Source organism: Pseudomonas sp. KH_040 (assembly GCF_057839305.1).
Map to the genome: position 1 here is coordinate 2,663,267 of NZ_CM174487.1, position 17,946 is coordinate 2,681,212.

18 protein-coding genes are annotated in these 17,946 nt (G+C 60.5%); 5 read left to right on the forward strand and 13 right to left on the reverse strand.

From position 1 onward, the window contains the following. Positions 1-16 precede the first annotated feature (16 nt). On the reverse strand, positions 17-1,408 hold the full coding sequence (locus tag AC3IUF_RS12045) for an aldehyde dehydrogenase family protein (protein WP_095111491.1): 1,392 nt from the start codon (positions 1,406-1,408) through the stop codon (positions 17-19). A 103-nt stretch (positions 1,409-1,511) separates the two neighbouring features. Here AC3IUF_RS12045 and ptrR point away from each other — a divergent pair, with 103 nt between their 5' ends. Beyond that, a complete protein-coding gene (gene ptrR / locus AC3IUF_RS12050; protein ID WP_007910829.1) occupies positions 1,512-2,390 on the forward strand; it encodes a putrescine utilization regulator PtrR in 879 nt (292 codons plus the stop codon). 27 nt (positions 2,391-2,417) lie between these two features. Here the strand turns inward: ptrR and AC3IUF_RS12055 are convergent, their stop codons facing one another. Next, complete coding sequence (locus AC3IUF_RS12055; RefSeq protein WP_489281105.1) at positions 2,418-3,983, reverse strand: aldehyde dehydrogenase (NADP(+)); 1,566 nt, start codon at positions 3,981-3,983, stop codon at positions 2,418-2,420. Beyond that, positions 3,980-4,618 carry a cysteine hydrolase family protein gene (locus AC3IUF_RS12060; RefSeq protein ID WP_007910832.1) on the reverse strand — a complete coding sequence of 213 codons (639 nt, stop codon included), beginning with the start codon at positions 4,616-4,618 and terminating at the stop codon, positions 3,980-3,982. Before AC3IUF_RS12060 ends, AC3IUF_RS12055 begins: the two co-directional genes overlap by 4 nt. A gap of 98 nt (positions 4,619-4,716) precedes the next feature. On the opposite strand from AC3IUF_RS12060, the gene AC3IUF_RS12065 reads away from it, so the two are divergent. Further along, positions 4,717-5,214: a winged helix-turn-helix transcriptional regulator gene (locus tag AC3IUF_RS12065; protein WP_489281106.1), complete on the forward strand. Its 498-nt coding sequence runs from the start codon at positions 4,717-4,719 to the stop codon at positions 5,212-5,214. 6 nt (positions 5,215-5,220) lie between these two features. On the opposite strand, the gene AC3IUF_RS12070 is transcribed toward AC3IUF_RS12065, so the two are convergent. Both AC3IUF_RS12070 and AC3IUF_RS12075 read right to left on the reverse strand, forming a co-directional pair. Then, positions 5,221-5,844: a glutathione S-transferase family protein gene (locus AC3IUF_RS12070; RefSeq protein WP_007910836.1), complete on the reverse strand. Its 624-nt coding sequence runs from the start codon at positions 5,842-5,844 to the stop codon at positions 5,221-5,223. A gap of 99 nt (positions 5,845-5,943) precedes the next feature. Beyond that, the gene (locus AC3IUF_RS12075) at positions 5,944-7,359 is read right to left on the reverse strand and encodes a purine-cytosine permease family protein (protein WP_007910838.1); all 1,416 of its coding nucleotides are present in this window, start codon (positions 7,357-7,359) and stop codon (positions 5,944-5,946) included. A gap of 235 nt (positions 7,360-7,594) precedes the next feature. Between AC3IUF_RS12075 and AC3IUF_RS12080 the strand changes: the two genes are divergently transcribed. Continuing rightward, complete coding sequence (locus AC3IUF_RS12080; RefSeq protein WP_095111486.1) at positions 7,595-8,506, forward strand: LysR family transcriptional regulator; 912 nt, start codon at positions 7,595-7,597, stop codon at positions 8,504-8,506. 18 nt (positions 8,507-8,524) lie between these two features. Here AC3IUF_RS12080 and argE read toward each other — a convergent pair whose 3' ends face one another. From argE to AC3IUF_RS12110, 6 genes are all read right to left on the reverse strand, one after another. Then, positions 8,525-9,673 (reverse strand): acetylornithine deacetylase, encoded by a 1,149-nt coding sequence (gene argE, locus AC3IUF_RS12085; RefSeq protein WP_489281107.1) that lies wholly within the window; start codon positions 9,671-9,673, stop codon positions 8,525-8,527. Beyond that, positions 9,670-10,347 carry a DUF1028 domain-containing protein gene (locus AC3IUF_RS12090; protein WP_007910843.1) on the reverse strand — a complete coding sequence of 226 codons (678 nt, stop codon included), beginning with the start codon at positions 10,345-10,347 and terminating at the stop codon, positions 9,670-9,672. The genes argE and AC3IUF_RS12090 overlap by 4 nt, the downstream gene beginning before the upstream one ends. A gap of 154 nt (positions 10,348-10,501) precedes the next feature. Then, entirely contained in the window at positions 10,502-10,918 is a 417-nt protein-coding gene (locus tag AC3IUF_RS12095; RefSeq protein WP_007910844.1) for a RidA family protein, read from the reverse strand. A gap of 58 nt (positions 10,919-10,976) precedes the next feature. Beyond that, positions 10,977-12,296, reverse strand: coding sequence for a flavin-containing monooxygenase (locus AC3IUF_RS12100; RefSeq protein ID WP_489281108.1), 1,320 nt, complete (start codon positions 12,294-12,296; stop codon positions 10,977-10,979). A 207-nt stretch (positions 12,297-12,503) separates the two neighbouring features. Beyond that, positions 12,504-12,770: a FecR/PupR family sigma factor regulator gene (locus tag AC3IUF_RS12105; RefSeq protein ID WP_007910846.1), complete on the reverse strand. Its 267-nt coding sequence runs from the start codon at positions 12,768-12,770 to the stop codon at positions 12,504-12,506. Positions 12,771-12,833: 63 nt separating this feature from the next. After that, positions 12,834-13,652 (reverse strand): alpha/beta fold hydrolase, encoded by an 819-nt coding sequence (locus AC3IUF_RS12110; protein ID WP_095111482.1) that lies wholly within the window; start codon positions 13,650-13,652, stop codon positions 12,834-12,836. Positions 13,653-13,832: 180 nt separating this feature from the next. On the opposite strand from AC3IUF_RS12110, the gene AC3IUF_RS12115 reads away from it, so the two are divergent. After that, on the forward strand, positions 13,833-14,282 hold the full coding sequence (locus AC3IUF_RS12115; protein WP_007910850.1) for a winged helix-turn-helix transcriptional regulator: 450 nt from the start codon (positions 13,833-13,835) through the stop codon (positions 14,280-14,282). Positions 14,283-14,353: 71 nt separating this feature from the next. Here the strand turns inward: AC3IUF_RS12115 and AC3IUF_RS12120 are convergent, their stop codons facing one another. Both AC3IUF_RS12120 and AC3IUF_RS12125 read right to left on the reverse strand, forming a co-directional pair. After that, positions 14,354-15,397, reverse strand: coding sequence for an LLM class flavin-dependent oxidoreductase (locus AC3IUF_RS12120; protein WP_489281109.1), 1,044 nt, complete (start codon positions 15,395-15,397; stop codon positions 14,354-14,356). Between the two features lie 152 nt (positions 15,398-15,549). Further along, positions 15,550-16,035, reverse strand: a complete 486-nt coding sequence (locus AC3IUF_RS12125; RefSeq protein ID WP_007910854.1) for a flavin reductase family protein — start codon at positions 16,033-16,035, stop codon at positions 15,550-15,552. 324 nt (positions 16,036-16,359) lie between these two features. Here AC3IUF_RS12125 and AC3IUF_RS12130 point away from each other — a divergent pair, with 324 nt between their 5' ends. Continuing rightward, positions 16,360-17,766 (forward strand): purine-cytosine permease family protein, encoded by a 1,407-nt coding sequence (locus AC3IUF_RS12130; RefSeq protein ID WP_489281110.1) that lies wholly within the window; start codon positions 16,360-16,362, stop codon positions 17,764-17,766. Positions 17,767-17,946 lie beyond the last annotated feature (180 nt).

Consider the following 17,946-nt stretch of genomic DNA (forward strand, 5'->3'; position numbering starts at 1 on the left):
TTTTCCGGTGTCTGGGTTATTTGCGATCCAGCCACACGGTCTGCGCGTTGCAGAATTCGCGCACGCCGAAGTGCGACAGCTCACGACCGAAGCCACTCTTCTTCACGCCGCCAAAGGTCACCCGTGGATCGCTGGCGGAGTAGCCGTTGATGAAAACGCCGCCGGTGTCCAGTTCGCTGGTCAGTTGCTGCGCCAGTGCCACGTTGGCGGTGTAAATGGTTGCGGTCAGGCCGAACTCGCTGTCATTGGCCAGGGCCACAGCATGCGCGCAATCGCGGGCGGTGATGATCGAAGCGACCGGGCCGAACAGTTCCTGTTTGAACGAGGTCATGCGGTCGGTGACATCGGCCAGTACGGTCGGCTCGTAGTAGTTGCCCGGGCCTTCTGGCTTGCCGCCGCCGAGCAGCAAGGTGGCGCCTTCTTCCAGGGTGTCGCGCACTTGCTGGTCGAGTTCATCACGCAGGTCGAAACGCGCCATCGGGCCAATGTAGGTCTCGGCGGACAATGGATCGCCGACCTTCAACTTACGCGTAGCCTCGACGAACTTGCGGGTAAATTCCTCGACCACACCTTCTTCGATGATCAGGCGTTTTGCGGCGGCGCAAACCTGGCCGGAGTTCTGGTAGCGACCGATCACAGCGGCTTGCACTGCTTCATCCAGATCGGCGTCGTTGAGCACGATAAACGGATCGGAGCCGCCGAGTTCCAGCACGCATTTTTTCAATGCGGCACCGGCCTGAGCGCCGATGGCCATGCCGGCACGTACGCTGCCGGTCAGGGTCACGGCGGCAATGCGCGGGTCAGCGATGGCCGTGGAAACGCCTTCCGGAGTGACGTTGATCACCTCAAAAACACCTTCGGCGAAACCGGCGCGGGTGAAGGCATCGCGCAACAGATAGGCGCTGCCCATCACGTTCGGCGCATGTTTGAGCACGTAAGTGTTGCCAGCGATCAACGCCGGAACGGCACCGCGCAGCACTTGCCAGATCGGGAAGTTCCACGGCATGACCGCGAGGATCGGGCCGAGCGGACGGTACTCGATGCGCGCCTTGCCGCCTTCAACCTGGGTCGGCTCAGCGTCGAGCATCGCCGGGCCATTCTCGGCGTACCACTCGCAGAGCTTGGCGCATTTTTCGATTTCGCCACGGGCCTGAGCAATGGGCTTGCCCATTTCCTGGGTGATCATCGTCGCCATGGCATCGCTGGTTTCACGCAGCGCAGCGGCCAGCGCGGTCAACAAGCGCGAGCGATCCTGCAACGGCTTGCGCTTCCATTTGCCGAAGCCGAAAGCTGCGCGGGTCAGCGCGGCGTCGAGGGCGGCGGCGGATTCAAACGCGTAGTGGCCGATCTGCTCGCCGGTGGCGGGGTTGATCGAGATGGCGTGGGTCTGGCTGGAAATCTGGCTCATGGCTTCGTCCTGCAGGTTCGTCGGATGAGTCTAGAGTAGGGTGGTGTTTTTTTTCTGGAAACTGAATAATAAAGATCGTTTCTTTCACGAATGGAGAATGACTATGGATCTGGTGCAGCTGGAAATCTTCAAAGCGGTTGCCGAGCACGGCAGCATCAGCGCCGCCGCGGCGCAGATCCATCGCGTGCCGTCGAACCTGACCACGCGGATCAAACAGCTTGAGCAGGATCTGGGTGTTGATCTGTTTATTCGCGAGAAAAGCCGTTTGCGTCTGTCGCCGGCGGGGTGGAGTTTTCTCGAATATGCACGGCGCATTCTCGATCTGGTGCAAGAGGCGCGGGCGACGGTGGCGGGGGAGGAACCGCAGGGCGCTTTTCCCTTGGGTTCGCTGGAAAGTACGGCGGCGGTGCGCATTCCCGAATTGCTGGCGGCGTACAATCAGTTGCACCCGAAAGTCGACCTCGACCTGTCCACTGGGCCGTCCGGCACAATGATCGACGGCGTGCTCTCCGGGCGCCTGGCCGCAGCGTTTGTCGACGGCCCGGTGCTGCATCCGACGCTGGAAGGCGTGCCGGCGTTCGAGGAAGAAATGGTCATCATCGCCCCGATCAATCACGCCCCCGTCGAGCGCGCAGCGGACGTAAACGGCGAGAACATTTATGCCTTCCGCTCCAACTGCTCCTACCGTCACCACTTTGAAAAATGGTTCAGCACCGACGCGGCGGTCCCGGGCAAGATCTTCGAAATGGAGTCGTACCACGGCATGCTCGCCTGTGTCAGTGCGGGTGCCGGGCTGGCCTTGATGCCGCGCAAAATGCTCCAGAGCATGCCCGGCAGTGCGACCGTCAGCGTCTGGCCATTGGCGGCGGACTTTCGTTATCTGACCACCTGGCTGGTGTGGCGGCGGGGCACGGTGTCGCGCAGTTTGAGCATGTTTGTGCGCTTGCTGGAAGAGCGCGGGGTGGTGCGTGCAGATGCTTGATCGCATCTGCCGCGCACCGGATCGCCGTTATTGCCCGTCGACGCTGCGCGGCAGATTCAGCGGATTCCCTTCGCGCAACACCTCTGGCAACAACTCATCGGGAAACCCCTGATACGCCACGGGCCGCAAGAAGCGCTCGATCGAGGTCATGCCGACTGACGTGAAGCGGCTGTCCGATGTAGCCGGAAACGGCCCGCCGTGTACGGTGGCGAAGGTCACCTCCTGTGGGTGGGCGAAGGCGTTGACTACGATGCGTCCGGTGCGCCGTTCGAGAATCGGCAACAGGCGCCGCGCCACTTCCAGATCGATACTTTCAAGGTGAATCGCCGCGCTGAGCTGACCCTTGAACGAACGGGCGACGGCCAGCAGCTCGGCCTCATCGTTGACAGCAACCAATAGCGCCGACGGACCAAACACTTCGAGGGCCAACTCTGGTTCGCCGAGCAATTGGTGTCCCTCGACTTCCAGCAACGCAGCACGTCCGGCAAGCGTGGTATCGGCCGGCGTGCCTGCCGCGATCAGCTGCGCGCCGGCACGTTCCATGGCCATCAGCCCCTCGACGTAGGCGCCATGAATGCCCGGCGTCAGCATCGTCCGCGCCGGCGCCTCACTGACCCGTTTGCGCATGGCGTTGCGCAGCTGATCAAACCCCGCACCGCGGATGGCGATCAGGATCGACGGACACAAACAGGCCTGCCCGACATTGACCAGCATACGTTCGATAAAGCCGTCGCCGATTTCGGCGCCGCGAGCCGCCAGCGCCTTGGGCAGGATGAAGGTCGGGTTGACGCTGGTCATTTCGGTGAACACCGGGATCGGCTCGGGACGCAATTGCGCGCGGCGATAGAGCGCCATGCCACCCGGTTCGGAGCCAGTGAAGGTCACGGCTTTGATCAGCGGATGATCGACCAGCGCTTGGCCAATGGCATTGCCGCCACCGCGCACCATCGAGAAAACACCTTCGGGCAAGCCATGCGTCTGCACGGCTTTACGAATGGCGCGGGCCTGGATTTCCGAGGCACCGGGATGCGCGTTGTGTGCCTTGAGAATCACCGTTGCCCCGGCCGCCAGTGCCGACGCGGTATCGCCGCCCGCCACCGAATAGGCAATCGGGAAGTTGCTCGCGCCGAAAATCGCCACCGGGCCGATGGCGATTTTTTGCAGGCGATGATCCAGCCGTGGGCGCGGCTGACGTTCGGGTTGCGCCGGGTCGATGGCCAATTGCAGAAAGCGGCCCCGGCGCACCACATCGGCGAACTGGCGGAACTGGGTCGCGGCTCGCAACGCTTCGCCCTCAAGCTGAGCTTCGGGCAGTCCGGTTTCCAGTGCCGCGCGTGCCGCCAGTTCACTGCGTACTGCGTCGAGGTTGTCAGCGATGCTCTCGAGGAACGCCGCGCGCTCGGCCAGCGAGGTGTGGCTGTAGCGGTCGAATGCCACGTCGGCAAGTGTCGCTGCCTGATCAACCTGTGCCGCACCGCCGAAAGCGAAGTCCGGTTCGATCAAATGTTCAGTGGCCGGATTCAGGGCTTTCATCGTGCCTTCGGTGGCGGCGACATCCGCCGCGCCGATCAGCAAGTGGCCGGTCAGATTCATTGCGCTTCACCCTGGGCTTTGAGTCGAGCAATCAGTTCGTCCGTGCTGGCAATCACGTGCGCGAATGTCGGGCCGTTGAGTTCGTGGGCGGCATGCATCATTTCCGCTTTGAAGGCCGCCGTTGCATCGCGGACCAGGGTGACGTGGTAGCCCAGTTCCGAGGCATAGCGCGCGGTGGCTTCGATGCAGGTGTTGGCCAGCAGGCCGACGATGACCACGTGGGTGACACCTTGCTGCTTCAGGCGAAAATCCAGGTCGGTGTTGGCAAAACCGCTGGAACCCCAGTGCTCCTGAACCACGATATCGCCGTCCTTCGGCGCAAAATCCGGGTGCCATTCACCGCCCCATTCGCCCCGGGCAAAATGATGCATGTGCATGATTTTGCATTGCGTGGGAGTCGGGTGATCCCAGTTTTCGTAGTCGCCTTTTTCCCAGCGGTGATGGGGTACGATGACCACCGGAATGTTCAGCTCGCGCACCGTGCGGTCGAGTTTGCGCAGGTTGTCGAGCAGGCCGTTCTGTTCAGCCATCGGTTTGATCAAAGGGAAAATCTTGCCGCCGTCCGACAGAAAATCGTTGTATGGATCGACCAGCAGATAGGCGGTTCTGTCCAGCGGGTAGGCGGTATTCGACATGGCGGCTTGCTCCGGCAATGGGATTATCGGTGCACAGGGCTTGTCCCGGCATCGTGTAGATATGATAATCATAGTAACTGTAAAAGAGGCAAGCCCTGATGGCAGTAAACGATAGTCTTCCCGACACGCTGTGCCCGATTTCCCGGGCCGAAACGATCGTCGGCGACCGCTGGACCGTGCTGGTTTTGCGCGAGTTGTTCATGGCCAATCATCGCTATGACGAGATTCAGGCGCAGACCGGCGGTACGCCGCAAATGGTCGCCGCGCGTCTGAAATGTCTGGAAGCGGATGGGCTGGTCGAGCGCCGCTTGTACAACGAGCGACCGAAACGCTACGAGTACCACCTCACCGCGAAGGGCGAGGCGTTCTATCCGGTGATCATTGCGTTGCGGGCGTGGGGAGAAACCTGGTGCAAAACACCGGAAGAGGGGCTGGCGGTGAACATGACCCACAAAAACTGCAACCACGACGCCGGCCTCGGGCCGCTGTGCGAGCACTGCGGCGAACCGTTGCGTCGGGAGGATCTGATCAGCCAGCCACAAGCCGCCTACGCCGCCGAACGGCAGGCGCGGCGTGAGGCGTTCAAAAGCAAATAACCTCGATCACGGCGTGCCGTTGCGACCGTGCAGCAAGTAGCCGGGACGCAGGCTCAAGCGCTCGTAATAGGCTTTCACCGCGGCAAAATCCGGGTGAGCCAGTGGGGTTTCGAACCAGCGGTTCACCGACAGTCCGATGGGAATGTCCGCCAGAGAAAACTGTTCGCCGCTGACGTAGGCGCCGGTCTTTTCCAGTTGCCGGTCGAGGATGGCCATGGTCTTCGACCATTGCTCAATGCCGTTCGCCAGCGCGGCGTTGTCCTGATAGTCGGGCGACTGGCGCACCAGCGACATGAAGGCGTACGACCACGAGCGATTCAGCTCCGACGCCTGCCAGTCGATCCACTGATCGATCCGCGCCCGGGTTTGCGCGTCAGTCGGATAGAGGTGCGAACCGTCATACCGTGCGGCCAGATAACGAATGATCGTGTTCGATTCCCACAGCGTGAAATCACCGTCCTGAATCACCGGCACCATGGCGCAGGGATTGAGCGCGAGAAACGCCGAATCGTTGGTCGATTTGAAGCCCGACCCCCAGTCTTCGCGCTCGAAAGGAATGTGCAATTCAGCGCAAGTCCACAGCACTTTGCGCACGTTGATCGATGAGGCTTTACCGAGTATTCGCAGCATTGGATGTCCCTTACCCAATTGTCGTCAGACCTACAGAAATACCACAGCGCAACGGAGAAGGCCCGCACAGTGCGGGCCTTCTTTTTCAGCGCATCAATCTCACAGACTGCTCGCCAGTTTCCCGCCCATCATCCGCCGACGATAAGAGGTGTCGCGGTTGGCCAGCCAGAAATACAGCGGCGAGGTCACCAGCAGTCCCACCAGCCAGGACAGATCCGCACCGTTGATGTGCGCCGACACCGGGCCGACGTACAGCGGCGTGTTCATGAACGGAATTTGCACGGCGATGCCGATCGCGTAAGCCAGCAACGCCTGCGGGTTGTAGCGGCCGTAGATGCCGCCGTCGACCTGGAAGATCGACTGGATGTCGTACTGGCCTTTGTGGATGGCGTAGAAGTCGATCAGGTTGATCGCCGTCCACGGCACCAGCACTACCAGCAACACCAGCACCATGTCGACGAAGTGGCCGATGAAATCTTTCGAGGCGCCCACGGCGGCAAAGCAGCAGGCCAGCAGCACGATAATCGAGATCACTGCGCGGCTCTTGGCGGTGGGGATCCAGCGGTAGGCGAAGGTCTGCACCAGAGTGATCAGTGACAGCACCGCGCCGTACAGGTTGAGGGCGTTGTGGCTGATCACGCTGAGCAGGAACAGCACCAGCATCAGCGGGCCAATGGAGCCAGTGGCGAGTTTGACCGCGTCCATGGTGTCCATGCCTACCGGCGTCGCCAGCACGGCGACGGCACCGAAGATGAACGCCAGACTCGACCCCAGCGCTGAACCCAGATACGTGGTCCAGAAAGTCGACGAGACTTTCACGTCGGCCGGCAAGTAACGCGAATAGTCGGACACGTAAGGGGCAAACGCGATCTGCCACAACGCGGCCAGCGACACAGTGGCGAGCCAACCGGAGAGGTTGAAGCTGCCCCGGGTGAGGAAGTCGTCAGTTTGAATGTGGGTGAAGATGTAGCCGAAACCGACGACGATGCCGATCCCCAGCACCCAGGTGCCGATGCGATTGAGCACGTGGATAAAACGGTAGCCGATGATGCCGATGATCCCCGAACCGACTGCGCCAATGACGATGCCGACGGGCACTGGAACGCTGTCGACCACACCGTGCAGCGATTTGCCGGCCAGCACGATGTTGGAGGCGAAAAAGCCGATGTACATGACGCCGGCAATCAACACCACCAGCAATGCGCCGAGGGAGCCGAACTGCGCGCGGCTCTGGATCATCTGCGGGATGCCCATCTGCGGGCCTTGCGCCGAGTGCAGCGCCATCAGCACGCCGCCGACCAGATGGCCGACGAGAATCGCGACGATGCCCCAGAGCAGATTCAAGTGAAACAACTGCACGCCCAGTGCACCGGTAACGATGGGCAACGGTGCGATGTTGCCGCCGAACCAGAGCGTGAACAGATCCCTGACCTTTCCGTGGCGATCTTCGGGGGGCACATAGCCTATCGTGTGTTTTTCAATCAGCGGAGCGGAGGATGCTGCAGGGGTAGCCATGACGAACTCCAAGGCAAGGATGAGTACGTGGACGTACTTCGGCAAGCGCCGGCACGGGCGGCGCATTTCTTGTTGAAGTGATCATGTGCAAAGCATCGGCATAGATAAATTAGTAAGTTTGTTGCTTCAGACCTTAAAAAAAATATGCTTCGGCTGGCGCCGGCGTCCGGTATGTTCAAGCTTGATCGTGCGCCAGGGAAACAGGGCGAACACCTGCGCTCTTTGGGAGACTCACATGGCCGCCTACAACCTGCGCCAGCTCAAATATTTCGTCACCACGGCTGATTGCGGCAGCGTCGCCGAAGCCTCGCGCAAGCTCTACATCGCGCAACCCTCGGTCTCCACGGCCATCAAGCATCTGGAAGAAAGTTTCGGCGTGCAGTTGTTCATTCGCCATCACGCCCAAGGCGTCTCTCTGACGCCCAGCGGTTCGCGGTTCTATCGCAAGGCGCTGGAGTTGCTGCGGGTGGCCCATGAGTTTGAGCAGAACGCCCTGGCCGACAATGATGTGGTCGCGGGGCAGATCGATATCGGCTGTTTCGAAACCGTCGCGCCGCTGTACCTGCCGCGCCTGATCGCCGGGTTCAAGGCGCGCTGGCCGGGGGTGGAAATCCGCATTCGTGATGGCGAGCAACAAGAGCTGGTGCAGGCTCTGACCGCTGGCAGCATCGACGTCGCGATGATGTTCGAGCACGATCTGGACAGCACCATTGAAACCACGCCGCTGATGCCGCCGCAGCAGCCTTATGCGTTGCTGCCGGCCAGCCATCGCTTTGCGCAACAGGCGAAAGTCTCGCTGCATGATCTGGTGCTGGAACCGATGATTCTGCTCGACGTGGTGCCGAGCCGCACCTATTTCGTGAGCATCTTCGAAGAGCGCGGGCTGACGCCGAACATCGTCTTCAGCTCGCCATCGATCGAGATGGTGCGCGGCATGGTCGGCAACGGTTTCGGCTTCTCGATTCTGGTGACCAAACCGTTCAGCGACTACACCTACGACGGCCAGCAAGTCGTCTGTGTGCCGCTGGCGGAAAACGTCACCGGGTCGGGCTTGTCGGCGGCCTGGTTGCGGCGGGTGCAACTGACCAAACCGGTGCAGTTGTTTGTTGACCATTGCCGCGTAGAAATGGCCCGACTGCACTCGTGAGTGCCGTCGAGCCGCTGGTCAGAGGCTGATAAACGCCAGCATCCGTTGCAGCATGGCATCGCACGCCTGCAACTGTTCGAGGGCGACAAACTCGTCGGGTTTGTGGCCCTGATCCATGCTGCCGGGGCCGCAGACCACCGTGGGAATCCCTACGGCATCAAACAGTCCGCCTTCGGTACCAAACGCTACAGTGCCGAAATCCTTTGAACCGCAGAACACTGAAATCAGCTCGGCGGCCTGACTTTGTGCATCGGTGGCCAATCCCGGATACGCCGACAAGGCGCTGAAGCGGATATCACTCTGCGCACTGACCGCGCGCATGCGCGGCAGCACTTCGCGTTCAGCATAGGTTTGCAGCGCTTCGGCAACGAGCGCTGGATCCTGCGAGGGCAGGGCGCGGATTTCGAAATCGAAACGGCAATCGGCAGGCACGATGTTCAAGGCCTTGCCGCCGCTGATCACCCCGGTTTGCACCGTGCTGTAGGGCGGGTCGAAGCGCGCATCGTGATGCTCCGACGCTTTCAGTTGCTGACCGAGACGACCCAGCTCAGCGATCAGTTCGGCGGCGTATTCAATCGCATTGACGCCGAGCGGCGCGTACGCCGAATGGCACGGATGGCCGTGCACGTCGCAGCGCATTGCCAGTTTGCCTTTGTGGCCAAGCACCGGTTTCAGTTCGGTCGGTTCGCCGATGATGCACAGCAATGGCTTGATCGGGCGTTGCTGCAAGACCTTGAGCAACGAGCGCACGCCGAGGCAGCCAACCTCTTCGTCGTAAGACAGGGCAATGTGCACCGGCAGGCGCAGCGGCGTTTTAACCAGCAACGGCACCAAGGCCAGCACGCAGGCGATATAACCCTTCATGTCTGCGGTACCACGCCCAAACACCTTGCCGTCGCGTTCGGTCAGTTCGAACGGTGGCAGCGTCCACGGCTGGCCGTCGACCGGCACCACGTCGGTGTGCCCGGACAGCACAATGCCCGGTTGATCCACCGGGCCGATCGTGGCGAACAGGTTGGCTTTGCTGCGCTCGTCGTTGTAAATCAGCGCACACGGGACGTCGAAACCTTCGAGGTAATCGCGGACGAATTCGATCAGCTGCAAGTTGGATTCTCGGCTGGTGGTGTCGAACGCCACCAGCGCCTTGAGCAACTCGACACTGTTCATCGATCATCCCCGGCCACGCCATAACCCGGTGCCTTGGCCGGATCGAGGGCGCGGTCGATGTAGTCCTGAAGCTGCGGCTCGTAAGCGTTCCAGAGTTTTTGCAGCTGGCCGATCGGGTCTTCATCGGCCCAATCCACGCGCAGGTTGACGATCGGCCAGGTCTGCTCGCCGACCACCACAACGGCGGCCGAATGCACCGGGCCGGCTTCACCGCCGAGCGCTTGTGCGGCGTGCAGGGCTTTGAGCAGGCGATCAGCCAGTTGACCTTCGCCATCCTCGAAGGCGCTGACCATCGCTTCGATGACCGAACGCCCAGCGAGCATGTTGCCGGCGGCGACGCACTGTTCGCCGGTCACGGCGTTGTGCACGCCGAGGGTTTGCGCACCGCTGAAATGCGCGGTCTGGCCAAGGTGGTTGATCGCGGTGATCTGGCGGTACTGGCTGTAGCCGTTGCGGGTGAGGACTTTGTCCAGCGCATCGTCCGGCGTCAAACCTTGCTCCATCAGCGCAAGGACTTCCGGGCCGAGGGACGGCAGGGTGATGTTCTGGCTCGACACCGCGCCGACCCCCGGCAGCAGCCACGGACAGCGGGCGCCGACGGCGATGCTGGAGGAGCTGATGGCGACACCGAACTGGCCGGTTTCGGCGCAGCGGGCTGTGATTGAAAAGGTCATCTGCTTATTCCTTTCTAGGAAGATGTTGTCCTTGAGAGCCTCATCGCTGGCAAGCCAGCTCCCACAGGGTTTTGAGTTAAGCCCAGATGTTGTGATCAACCCGATACCTGTGGGAGCTGGCTTGCCAGCGATGGCCATAACGCGGTGTGATGCCTTACTCAGGAATCACCGCAATCACATCAATCTCCATCAGCCACTGCGGCTGCCCCAGTGCCGACACCACCAGCCCGGTGGAAATCGGGAACACGCCTTTGAGCCACTTGCCGACTTCGCCATACACCGCCTCGCGGTAACGCGGGTCGATCAGATAGGTGGTGGTTTTGACGATGTGGCTCATGTCGCTGCCGGCTTCTTCCAGCAGTTGCTTGACGTTGCGCATCGCTTGTTCAGCTTGCGCGCGCGGGTCGCCGAGACCGACCAGATTGCCGTCGAAATCCGTGCCGACCTGACCGCGCACATACACGGTGTTGCCGGCGCGCACGGCTTGGCACAGATCGTTGTCCAGCGTCTGGTTGGGGTAGGTGTCTTTGGTGTTGAACATGCGGATGCGAGTGTGGGTGGGCTGGCTCATGAAAGGCTCCTGAAGAAGGTTGGCCCGGCGCAACCGGCGCCGGAGCGAAAAAAGGCAATCAAGCGTCGACGGTATCGGCGGCTTTGTTGTGGCTGCTCGAATGCAGTGCGGCTTCACGCTGCTCGGCATCGCGGTAGTCCAGATACTTGCGCTGGGTGGCGATGTGATCGGCAACATGCTTGGCGTCGTGCCACACACCCCAGATGAACGACGACCCCCGGCGTGACTGCCACGGCAGCCCGAGGAAATACACCCCCGGTTCGCTCGACACGCCGCGCTGATGCACCGGTTTGCCCTTGTCATCGAATGCTTTCACTTGCAGCCAGGAGTAATCCACGACAAACCCTGTGGCCCAGATAATCGAGGTGACGCCAGCCTTGGCCAGATCCAGATCGGCCAGCGGATTCTTCACGCACTCAGGGTCCGGATAGGTTTCGCGCGCCTCCGGTTCTTCCGGCAGGTCGAGGCCGTTGCGCTCGATGTAGGCATCGGCGGCATCCAGCAACGCCAGATAATTTTCGTCGCCGCGAGTGAGGTTGCCGAGCAGATCCTGCTTGAAGGTCACCACGCCGTTATTGAATGATTCGGTGACGCCGACCAGGGTCATGCCGCGATGGGCCAGACCACGGAAATCGATGGTGCGACCGCCATGGGCGCCGCTGACGGCGATGGTCACGTGCTCGCGCCCCGGTTTCATCGCCGCCTGATCCCATTCGCCGAGCACGCCCAGCCACCAGCAGAAATCCCGGTTGCGATAGGCGCGAGGTGGGCGGTCATGGGCGCCAACGGAGAGGTAAACCTGCTTGCCGGAACGTTGCAGTTCATCGGCGATCTGCACCCCGGAAGAACCAGCGCCGACCACCAGCACTGCGCCTGCCGGCAGTTGCTGCGGGTTGCGATAATCAGCGGAATGGATCTGCAACAGACGTTGGTCTTGCGGAGCAATCGCCGGGATCACCGGTTTCTGGAACGGGCCAGTCGCGGCGACCACGCGGTTGGCTTCGATCACACCTTCGGATGTCTCGACGGTGAAACCCGGGCGACCGACATTGCGCACCACGCTTTTCACCTCAACGCCGGTGCGGATCGGCGCATTGAATTTCTTCGCATAGGCTTCGAAGTAATCCGCCACACGTTCTTTCGGGGCAAATCCGTCGGGATCGACGTCATCGAATTCCAGGCCAGGGAAGCGGTCGTGCCACGCCGGGCCGTTGGCAACCAGCGAGTCCCAGCGCCCGGTGCGCCAGCGTTCGGCAATGCGATTGCGCTCCAGCACCAGGTGCGGCACACCGAGTTTGCTCAGGTGCTCGCTCATGGCCACGCCCGCTTGGCCGGCACCCACGATCAGCGTGTCTGTTTTTATTATTTCAGGGGTCATCTCTACATCCTTCCTAGCAAGGCAGTGGGATTCGGGCCGCTGTTGGCTTGTCCGTTTGGCTTGAGGTCAGACTAGGGAGAGGGGGGATATCGGTAAAATATTATTAAGCTGGGATGTGAAGATAAAATTCTGATGCAGAGCGGCGAAAGCCTTTAACAATGCGGGCTGCAGCTCTGGCCGCGGGAAGGGAAGGGCAAAACCTGGCGGCTAGATTTCACGCTTGCGCTCAGGCGCTACCCCATGAGCGGTGAGGAGTTTTTTCGCCGTCTCGGGTTCATCCGGCAATTGGCCGCTGAGATCCCAGATCTCGAGCATTTTGGCGTATTCGAAAGCGTGGCGCGGGTCGACCTCTATCCAGCGCTGGAAATCCTGGCGGACAGCCGGCGGACAGTCGTCATCGTGCAGACGCATGCACCAATCGGCGGCTTGCACAGAGATGTCTTCGTCCATTGCGTTGAGGTCGGAAGGGGTCATTTGACGAGGGTAACAAAAAAGTCCGTCAAGCCGATGCCGACGGACTTTTTTAATGGCGAATATTCAGCGTTTGAGAAACGCTAGCAAATCCTCATTCAACGCCTGCGCATGGGTCACCGCAAAGCCATGTGGCGCTCCTGCGTAGACCTTCAACTCGGCGCCTTTGATTTGTGCGGCAGCCTGTTTGCCGGTGGTTTCGAACGGCACGATCTGATCGCCGTCGCCATGGATCACCAGCGTCGGCACATCGATTTTCGCCATGTCCGGGCGGAAGTCGGTTTCCGAGAATGCGGTAACGCAATCCACCGTGCCTTTGAGCGACGCCAGCAGGGCGACATTCAGGGTTTGCGTGAGCACGCCGGCAGAGACTTTCTGGCCTTGGTTGGTGCCATAGAACGGCGCAGCGAAATCGGCGATGAACTGCGCGCGATCCTGCAGCAGGCCGGCCTTGATGCCGTCGAACACCGAGGTGTCGACGCCCTGCGGGAAGTCGGCTTTCTTGCCAAACAGTGGCGTCACCGCGCCCAACAACACCAGACCGGCAACCCGCTCACTGCCATGCCGGGCGATGTAGCGGCTGACGTCGCCGCCGCCCATGGAGAAGCCGACCAAGGTCACGTCGCGCAGGTCCAGATGATTGATCAATTGCGCGATGTCATCGGCGAAGGTGTCGTAGTCATAACCGGTCCACGGCTGATCGGAACGGCCGAAACCACGGCGATCGAACGCAATGGTGCGAAAGCCACGGCTGCTCAGGTATTCCATCTGGTATTCCCACATGTCGGCATCCAGCGGCCAGCCGTGGCTGAACAGTACGGGTTTGCCGCTGCCCCAATCCTTGTAGTAAATCTCGGTACCGTCTTGCGTGGTGAAGGTGCTCATGGAAACTCCTGCTTCGGGGTTCAGTGCCGAAATGGCAGCATTCACTATCAGCGCAAAGCGCGCCGGCTACTTGTATGCAGGTGCTGGTTTTGCGTCGGTACAGTCGTGGATCTGCTGCAGAGTTGTATGATGCAACCCAAAGCCGCACGGTCGGCCACTGATACGAGGGAGTACGTCTAAGTGAAACGCAAAAGTTTGCAGGGCAACGCCTGCCCCGTTGCCCGCACGCTGGACCTGATCGGCGACTGGTGGTCACTACTGATCATCCGCGATGCGCTGGACGGAATTCGCCGTTTCAATGATTTTCAGAAGAGTCTGGATATCGCGAAAAACATGCTCAGCGCGCGCTTAAAGGGGCTGGTGGAGCAGGGCATCCTGCAAACCGCGCCGGCTGCTGATGGCGGTGCCTATAAGGAATACGTGCTGACAGATCGCGGCAAAGCCTTGCAGACGGTGATTGTCGCGCTATCGCAGTGGGGGGGAGAGTTCATGTATGGGCCGGGTGAGCCAGGTTCGGTGATGGTCGATGCAAGGGACCGCCAGCCGATTCGCAAGCTGGAATTGCAGTCTGCCGATGGCCGAACGCTTGGCCCCGCAGATGTGGCGACGCGGCTTGGCGTAGAACACTGATTCAGTGTGGCGAGGGAGCTTGCCCCCTCGCCACAGATGACGTGTTTCAAGTCTTTCCGATGCCAGGTTACTTAGCGAAACGCCGGCACCACATGCTTGATAAACAGCTCCAGCGATTTCTTCTTCTCTTCATGCGGCAAGCTGTTGTCACACCAGAAACTGAACTCATCTACCCCCAGTTCCTGGTAGTACTTGATCCGCGGAATGATCTCTTCGGGCGTACCAATCATCGCCGTCTTGTGCAGGCTCTCCAGCTCAAATTCCGGACGCCCGGCAAACTTCTCTTCCGGGCTTGGCGCGAGGAAGCCATTGACCGGGGTTTGCTTGTTGCCGAACCACGCATCGAAGGTGCGGTAGAAACGCGAGATCGCTTTTGCGCCAACTTTCCAGCCGTCCGGATTATCAGCGGTGTGCACGTGGGTGTGGCGCAGCACCATCAATTGCGGACGCGGCACGTCTGGGTTGTTATCCAGTGCGGTCTGGAACTTGTTCTTCAGGTCGAGGACCTCTTCGTCGCCCTTCATCAGCGGCGTGACCATTACGTTGCAGCCGTTGGCCACGGCGAAGTTGTGCGAATCCGGGTCGCGGGCGGCGATCCACATCGGCGGATTCGGCTTCTGGATCGGCTTCGGTACGCTGGTCGAGGTGGGGAATTTCCAGATGTCACCGTCGTGGGCGTAGTCGCCTTGCCACAAGGCGCGGACCACCGGGACCATTTCGCGCAATGCCTGGCCGCCGCTGGAGGCAGGTATGCCGCCGGCCATACGATCGAATTCAACCTGATAGGCGCCACGGGCCAGGCCGACTTCCATGCGACCGTTGCTGATCACGTCGAGCAACGCGCATTCACCGGCTACCCGCAACGGGTGCCAGAACGGCGCGATGATGGTGCCGGCGCCGAGGTGGATGGTGGTGGTCTTGGCGGCGAGGTAGGCGAGCAGTGGCATCGGGCTTGGCGAGATGGTGTATTCCATCGCGTGGTGTTCGCCGATCCACACGGTGCTGAAACCGCCGGCCTCGGCCATCAGGGTCAGTTCGGTGAGGTCTTCGAACAGTTGGCGGTGGCTGACGCTTTCGTCCCAGCGTTCCATGTGGATGAACAGGGAAAATTTCATGACGCTTCCTCGGATTTTTTGTTGTTGAGGCTACAAAACTTGTAGGAGTGAGCCTGCTCGCGATGGCGGTGTGTCAGAAAACATATCGACATCGGATAAATCGCTATCGCGAGCAGGCTCACTCCTACAGTTGAATTGTGCGGGGCTGACGATCAGGCCAGGACGGGCAGGGCGCCCATCTTGCCGTGGCAGTACACCAGCGGCCCGCTAATTTGCTCGGGGACGATCAGATTCTTCACCGCGCCGACCATGATGGCGTGGTCGCCGCCTTCGTATTCGCGCCACAGTTCACATTCGATGATAGCCGTCGCGTTGGCGAGGATCGGGTTGCCCAGTTCGCTCAAGGTCCATTCGATGCCTTGGGCCTTGTCCTTGCCTTTGCGGGCAAAGGCGTAGGCTTCGCTTTGCTGGCCGCCGGACAGAACGTGGATGGCAAAACGCTTGTTCTTGATCAGTACCGGGTAGGAATCAGAGCTGTAGTTGGGGCAGAACAGCACCAGCGCCGGGTCCATCGACAGCGAGCTGAACGCACTGGCAGTCAGGCCGACAATCTGACCGTCATCGTCCAGGGTGGTAATAACGGTTACGCCGGACGGGAACGAGCCCATGACTTGTTTGTAGATGGCGGCATCGATCATTGGTCGGTCCTCGGATGTGGTGCTGCTGTTTTTATGTGTTTGTTGGTCTGATGGTATACCAGTATTCAATCTTTGCAAGGGCTTTTAAGCTGAACCGATAAACGTGCCGCGTTCGTCGGAAACTCAGCATTTACGGGGCTTTCGGCTGGTCTGCAGACCACGGATTCAGCGAGCATGGCATATCAGATGGCGCCGCAAACTGCGGATCAGTCTTGTGAATTGTTTGGAATACCATAATATGGTCTGCATCTGAGGGGCGACCATAGAGTCCTCCCGGTTTGGCTTCATACAACGATAAGAACAGACAAACTCGAGTTCATGCATATGTCCCAGATGTCCCGGCAAGATCCGTTGATCGAGAACCATACGGTCGACTACGTCCCACTCGCGGAACGCCACGGGAAGGCCCGCGACCTATTCACCCTTTGGTTCAGCACCAACATTGCGCCACTGCCCATCGTCACCGGCGCCATGGTGGTTCAGGTGTTCCACCTCGATTTGCTTTGGGGGCTGCTGGCGATTGTGCTGGGACACATGATTGGCGGCGTGGTGATTGCGCTGGCGTCGGCGCAAGGCCCGCGCATGGGCATTCCGCAGATGGTCCAGAGTCGCGGCCAGTTCGGCCGTTATGGCGCGCTGTTGATCGTGTTCTTCGCCGCGCTGATCTACATCGGTTTCTTTATTTCCAACATCGTGCTCGCCGGCAAATCCATCGTCGGCATCGCGCCCTCGGTGCCGGCGCCGCTGAGCATTCTGATCGGCGCACTCGCGGCCACGGCGATCGGGGTGATCGGCTACAACTTCATTCACACGCTGAACCGCATTGGCACCTGGGTGATGGGCAGCGCGTTGCTCGCCGGTTTCATCTATATCTTCGTCCATGACTTACCGGCGGACTTTCTCACTCGCGGCAGTTTTAACCTGTCGGGGTGGCTGGCGACGGTGTCGCTGGGGATCATCTGGCAGATCAGTTTCTCGCCTTATGTGTCCGACTATTCGCGTTACTTGCCGGCGGATATCGGCATTGCCAAACCGTTCTGGGCGACTTATCTGGGCGCGACGCTGGGCACGATTCTGTCGTTCAGCTTCGGCGCGGTGGCCGTGCTGGCGACCCCGGAAGGCACTGAAGCGATGGTCGCGGTCAAGCAGTCGACGGGTTGGCTCGGGCCGATTCTGATGGTGCTGTTTCTGCTCAACATCATCAGCCACAACGCGCTGAATCTGTATGGCGCGGTGCTGTCGATCATCACCTCGATCCAGACTTTCGCCAGCCAATGGACGCCGAGCATCAAGGTGCGCGTGGTGTTGTCGAGCGTGGTGCTCGCGGGTTGCTGCGTGGTTGCGCTGGGCGCGTCGGCGGATTTCATTTCCGAGTTCATCGGTTTGATTCTGGCGCTGCTGCTGGTGCTGGTGCCGTGGGCGTCGATCAACCTCATCGACTTCTATCTGATCAAGCGCGGCTGCTACGACATTACCTCGATCTTCCGCGCCGATGGCGGGATTTACGGGCGCTTCAATCTGCACGCGATCATTGCGTACTTTATCGGCATCCTCGTGCAGTTGCCGTTCGCCAACACCTCGCTGTACGTCGGACCGTACGCCAATCTGGTTGAGGGCGCGGACTTGTCCTGGCTGGTCGGCCTGGTGGTGACCGTTCCGTTGTATTACTGCCTGGCGACACGCGGCCAGACTGAGCAGAGCAGGGCGGCCAGGTTGGGTTACACCGACTGACCTGATCTGCTTCAGCACAATGCCCGGCCCTTCGCCGGGCATTGTTGTTTCCGCATCCCGGCGGTCAATCAAATTGGCCACATCGATCCCCTTTTGGCCCATCCCCCACTGTGCTCCAGCTACGCTGTCAGCAAGAATCAAAACCACAACGAGACGCTCGACCCTTTTTACCCTTGGCTA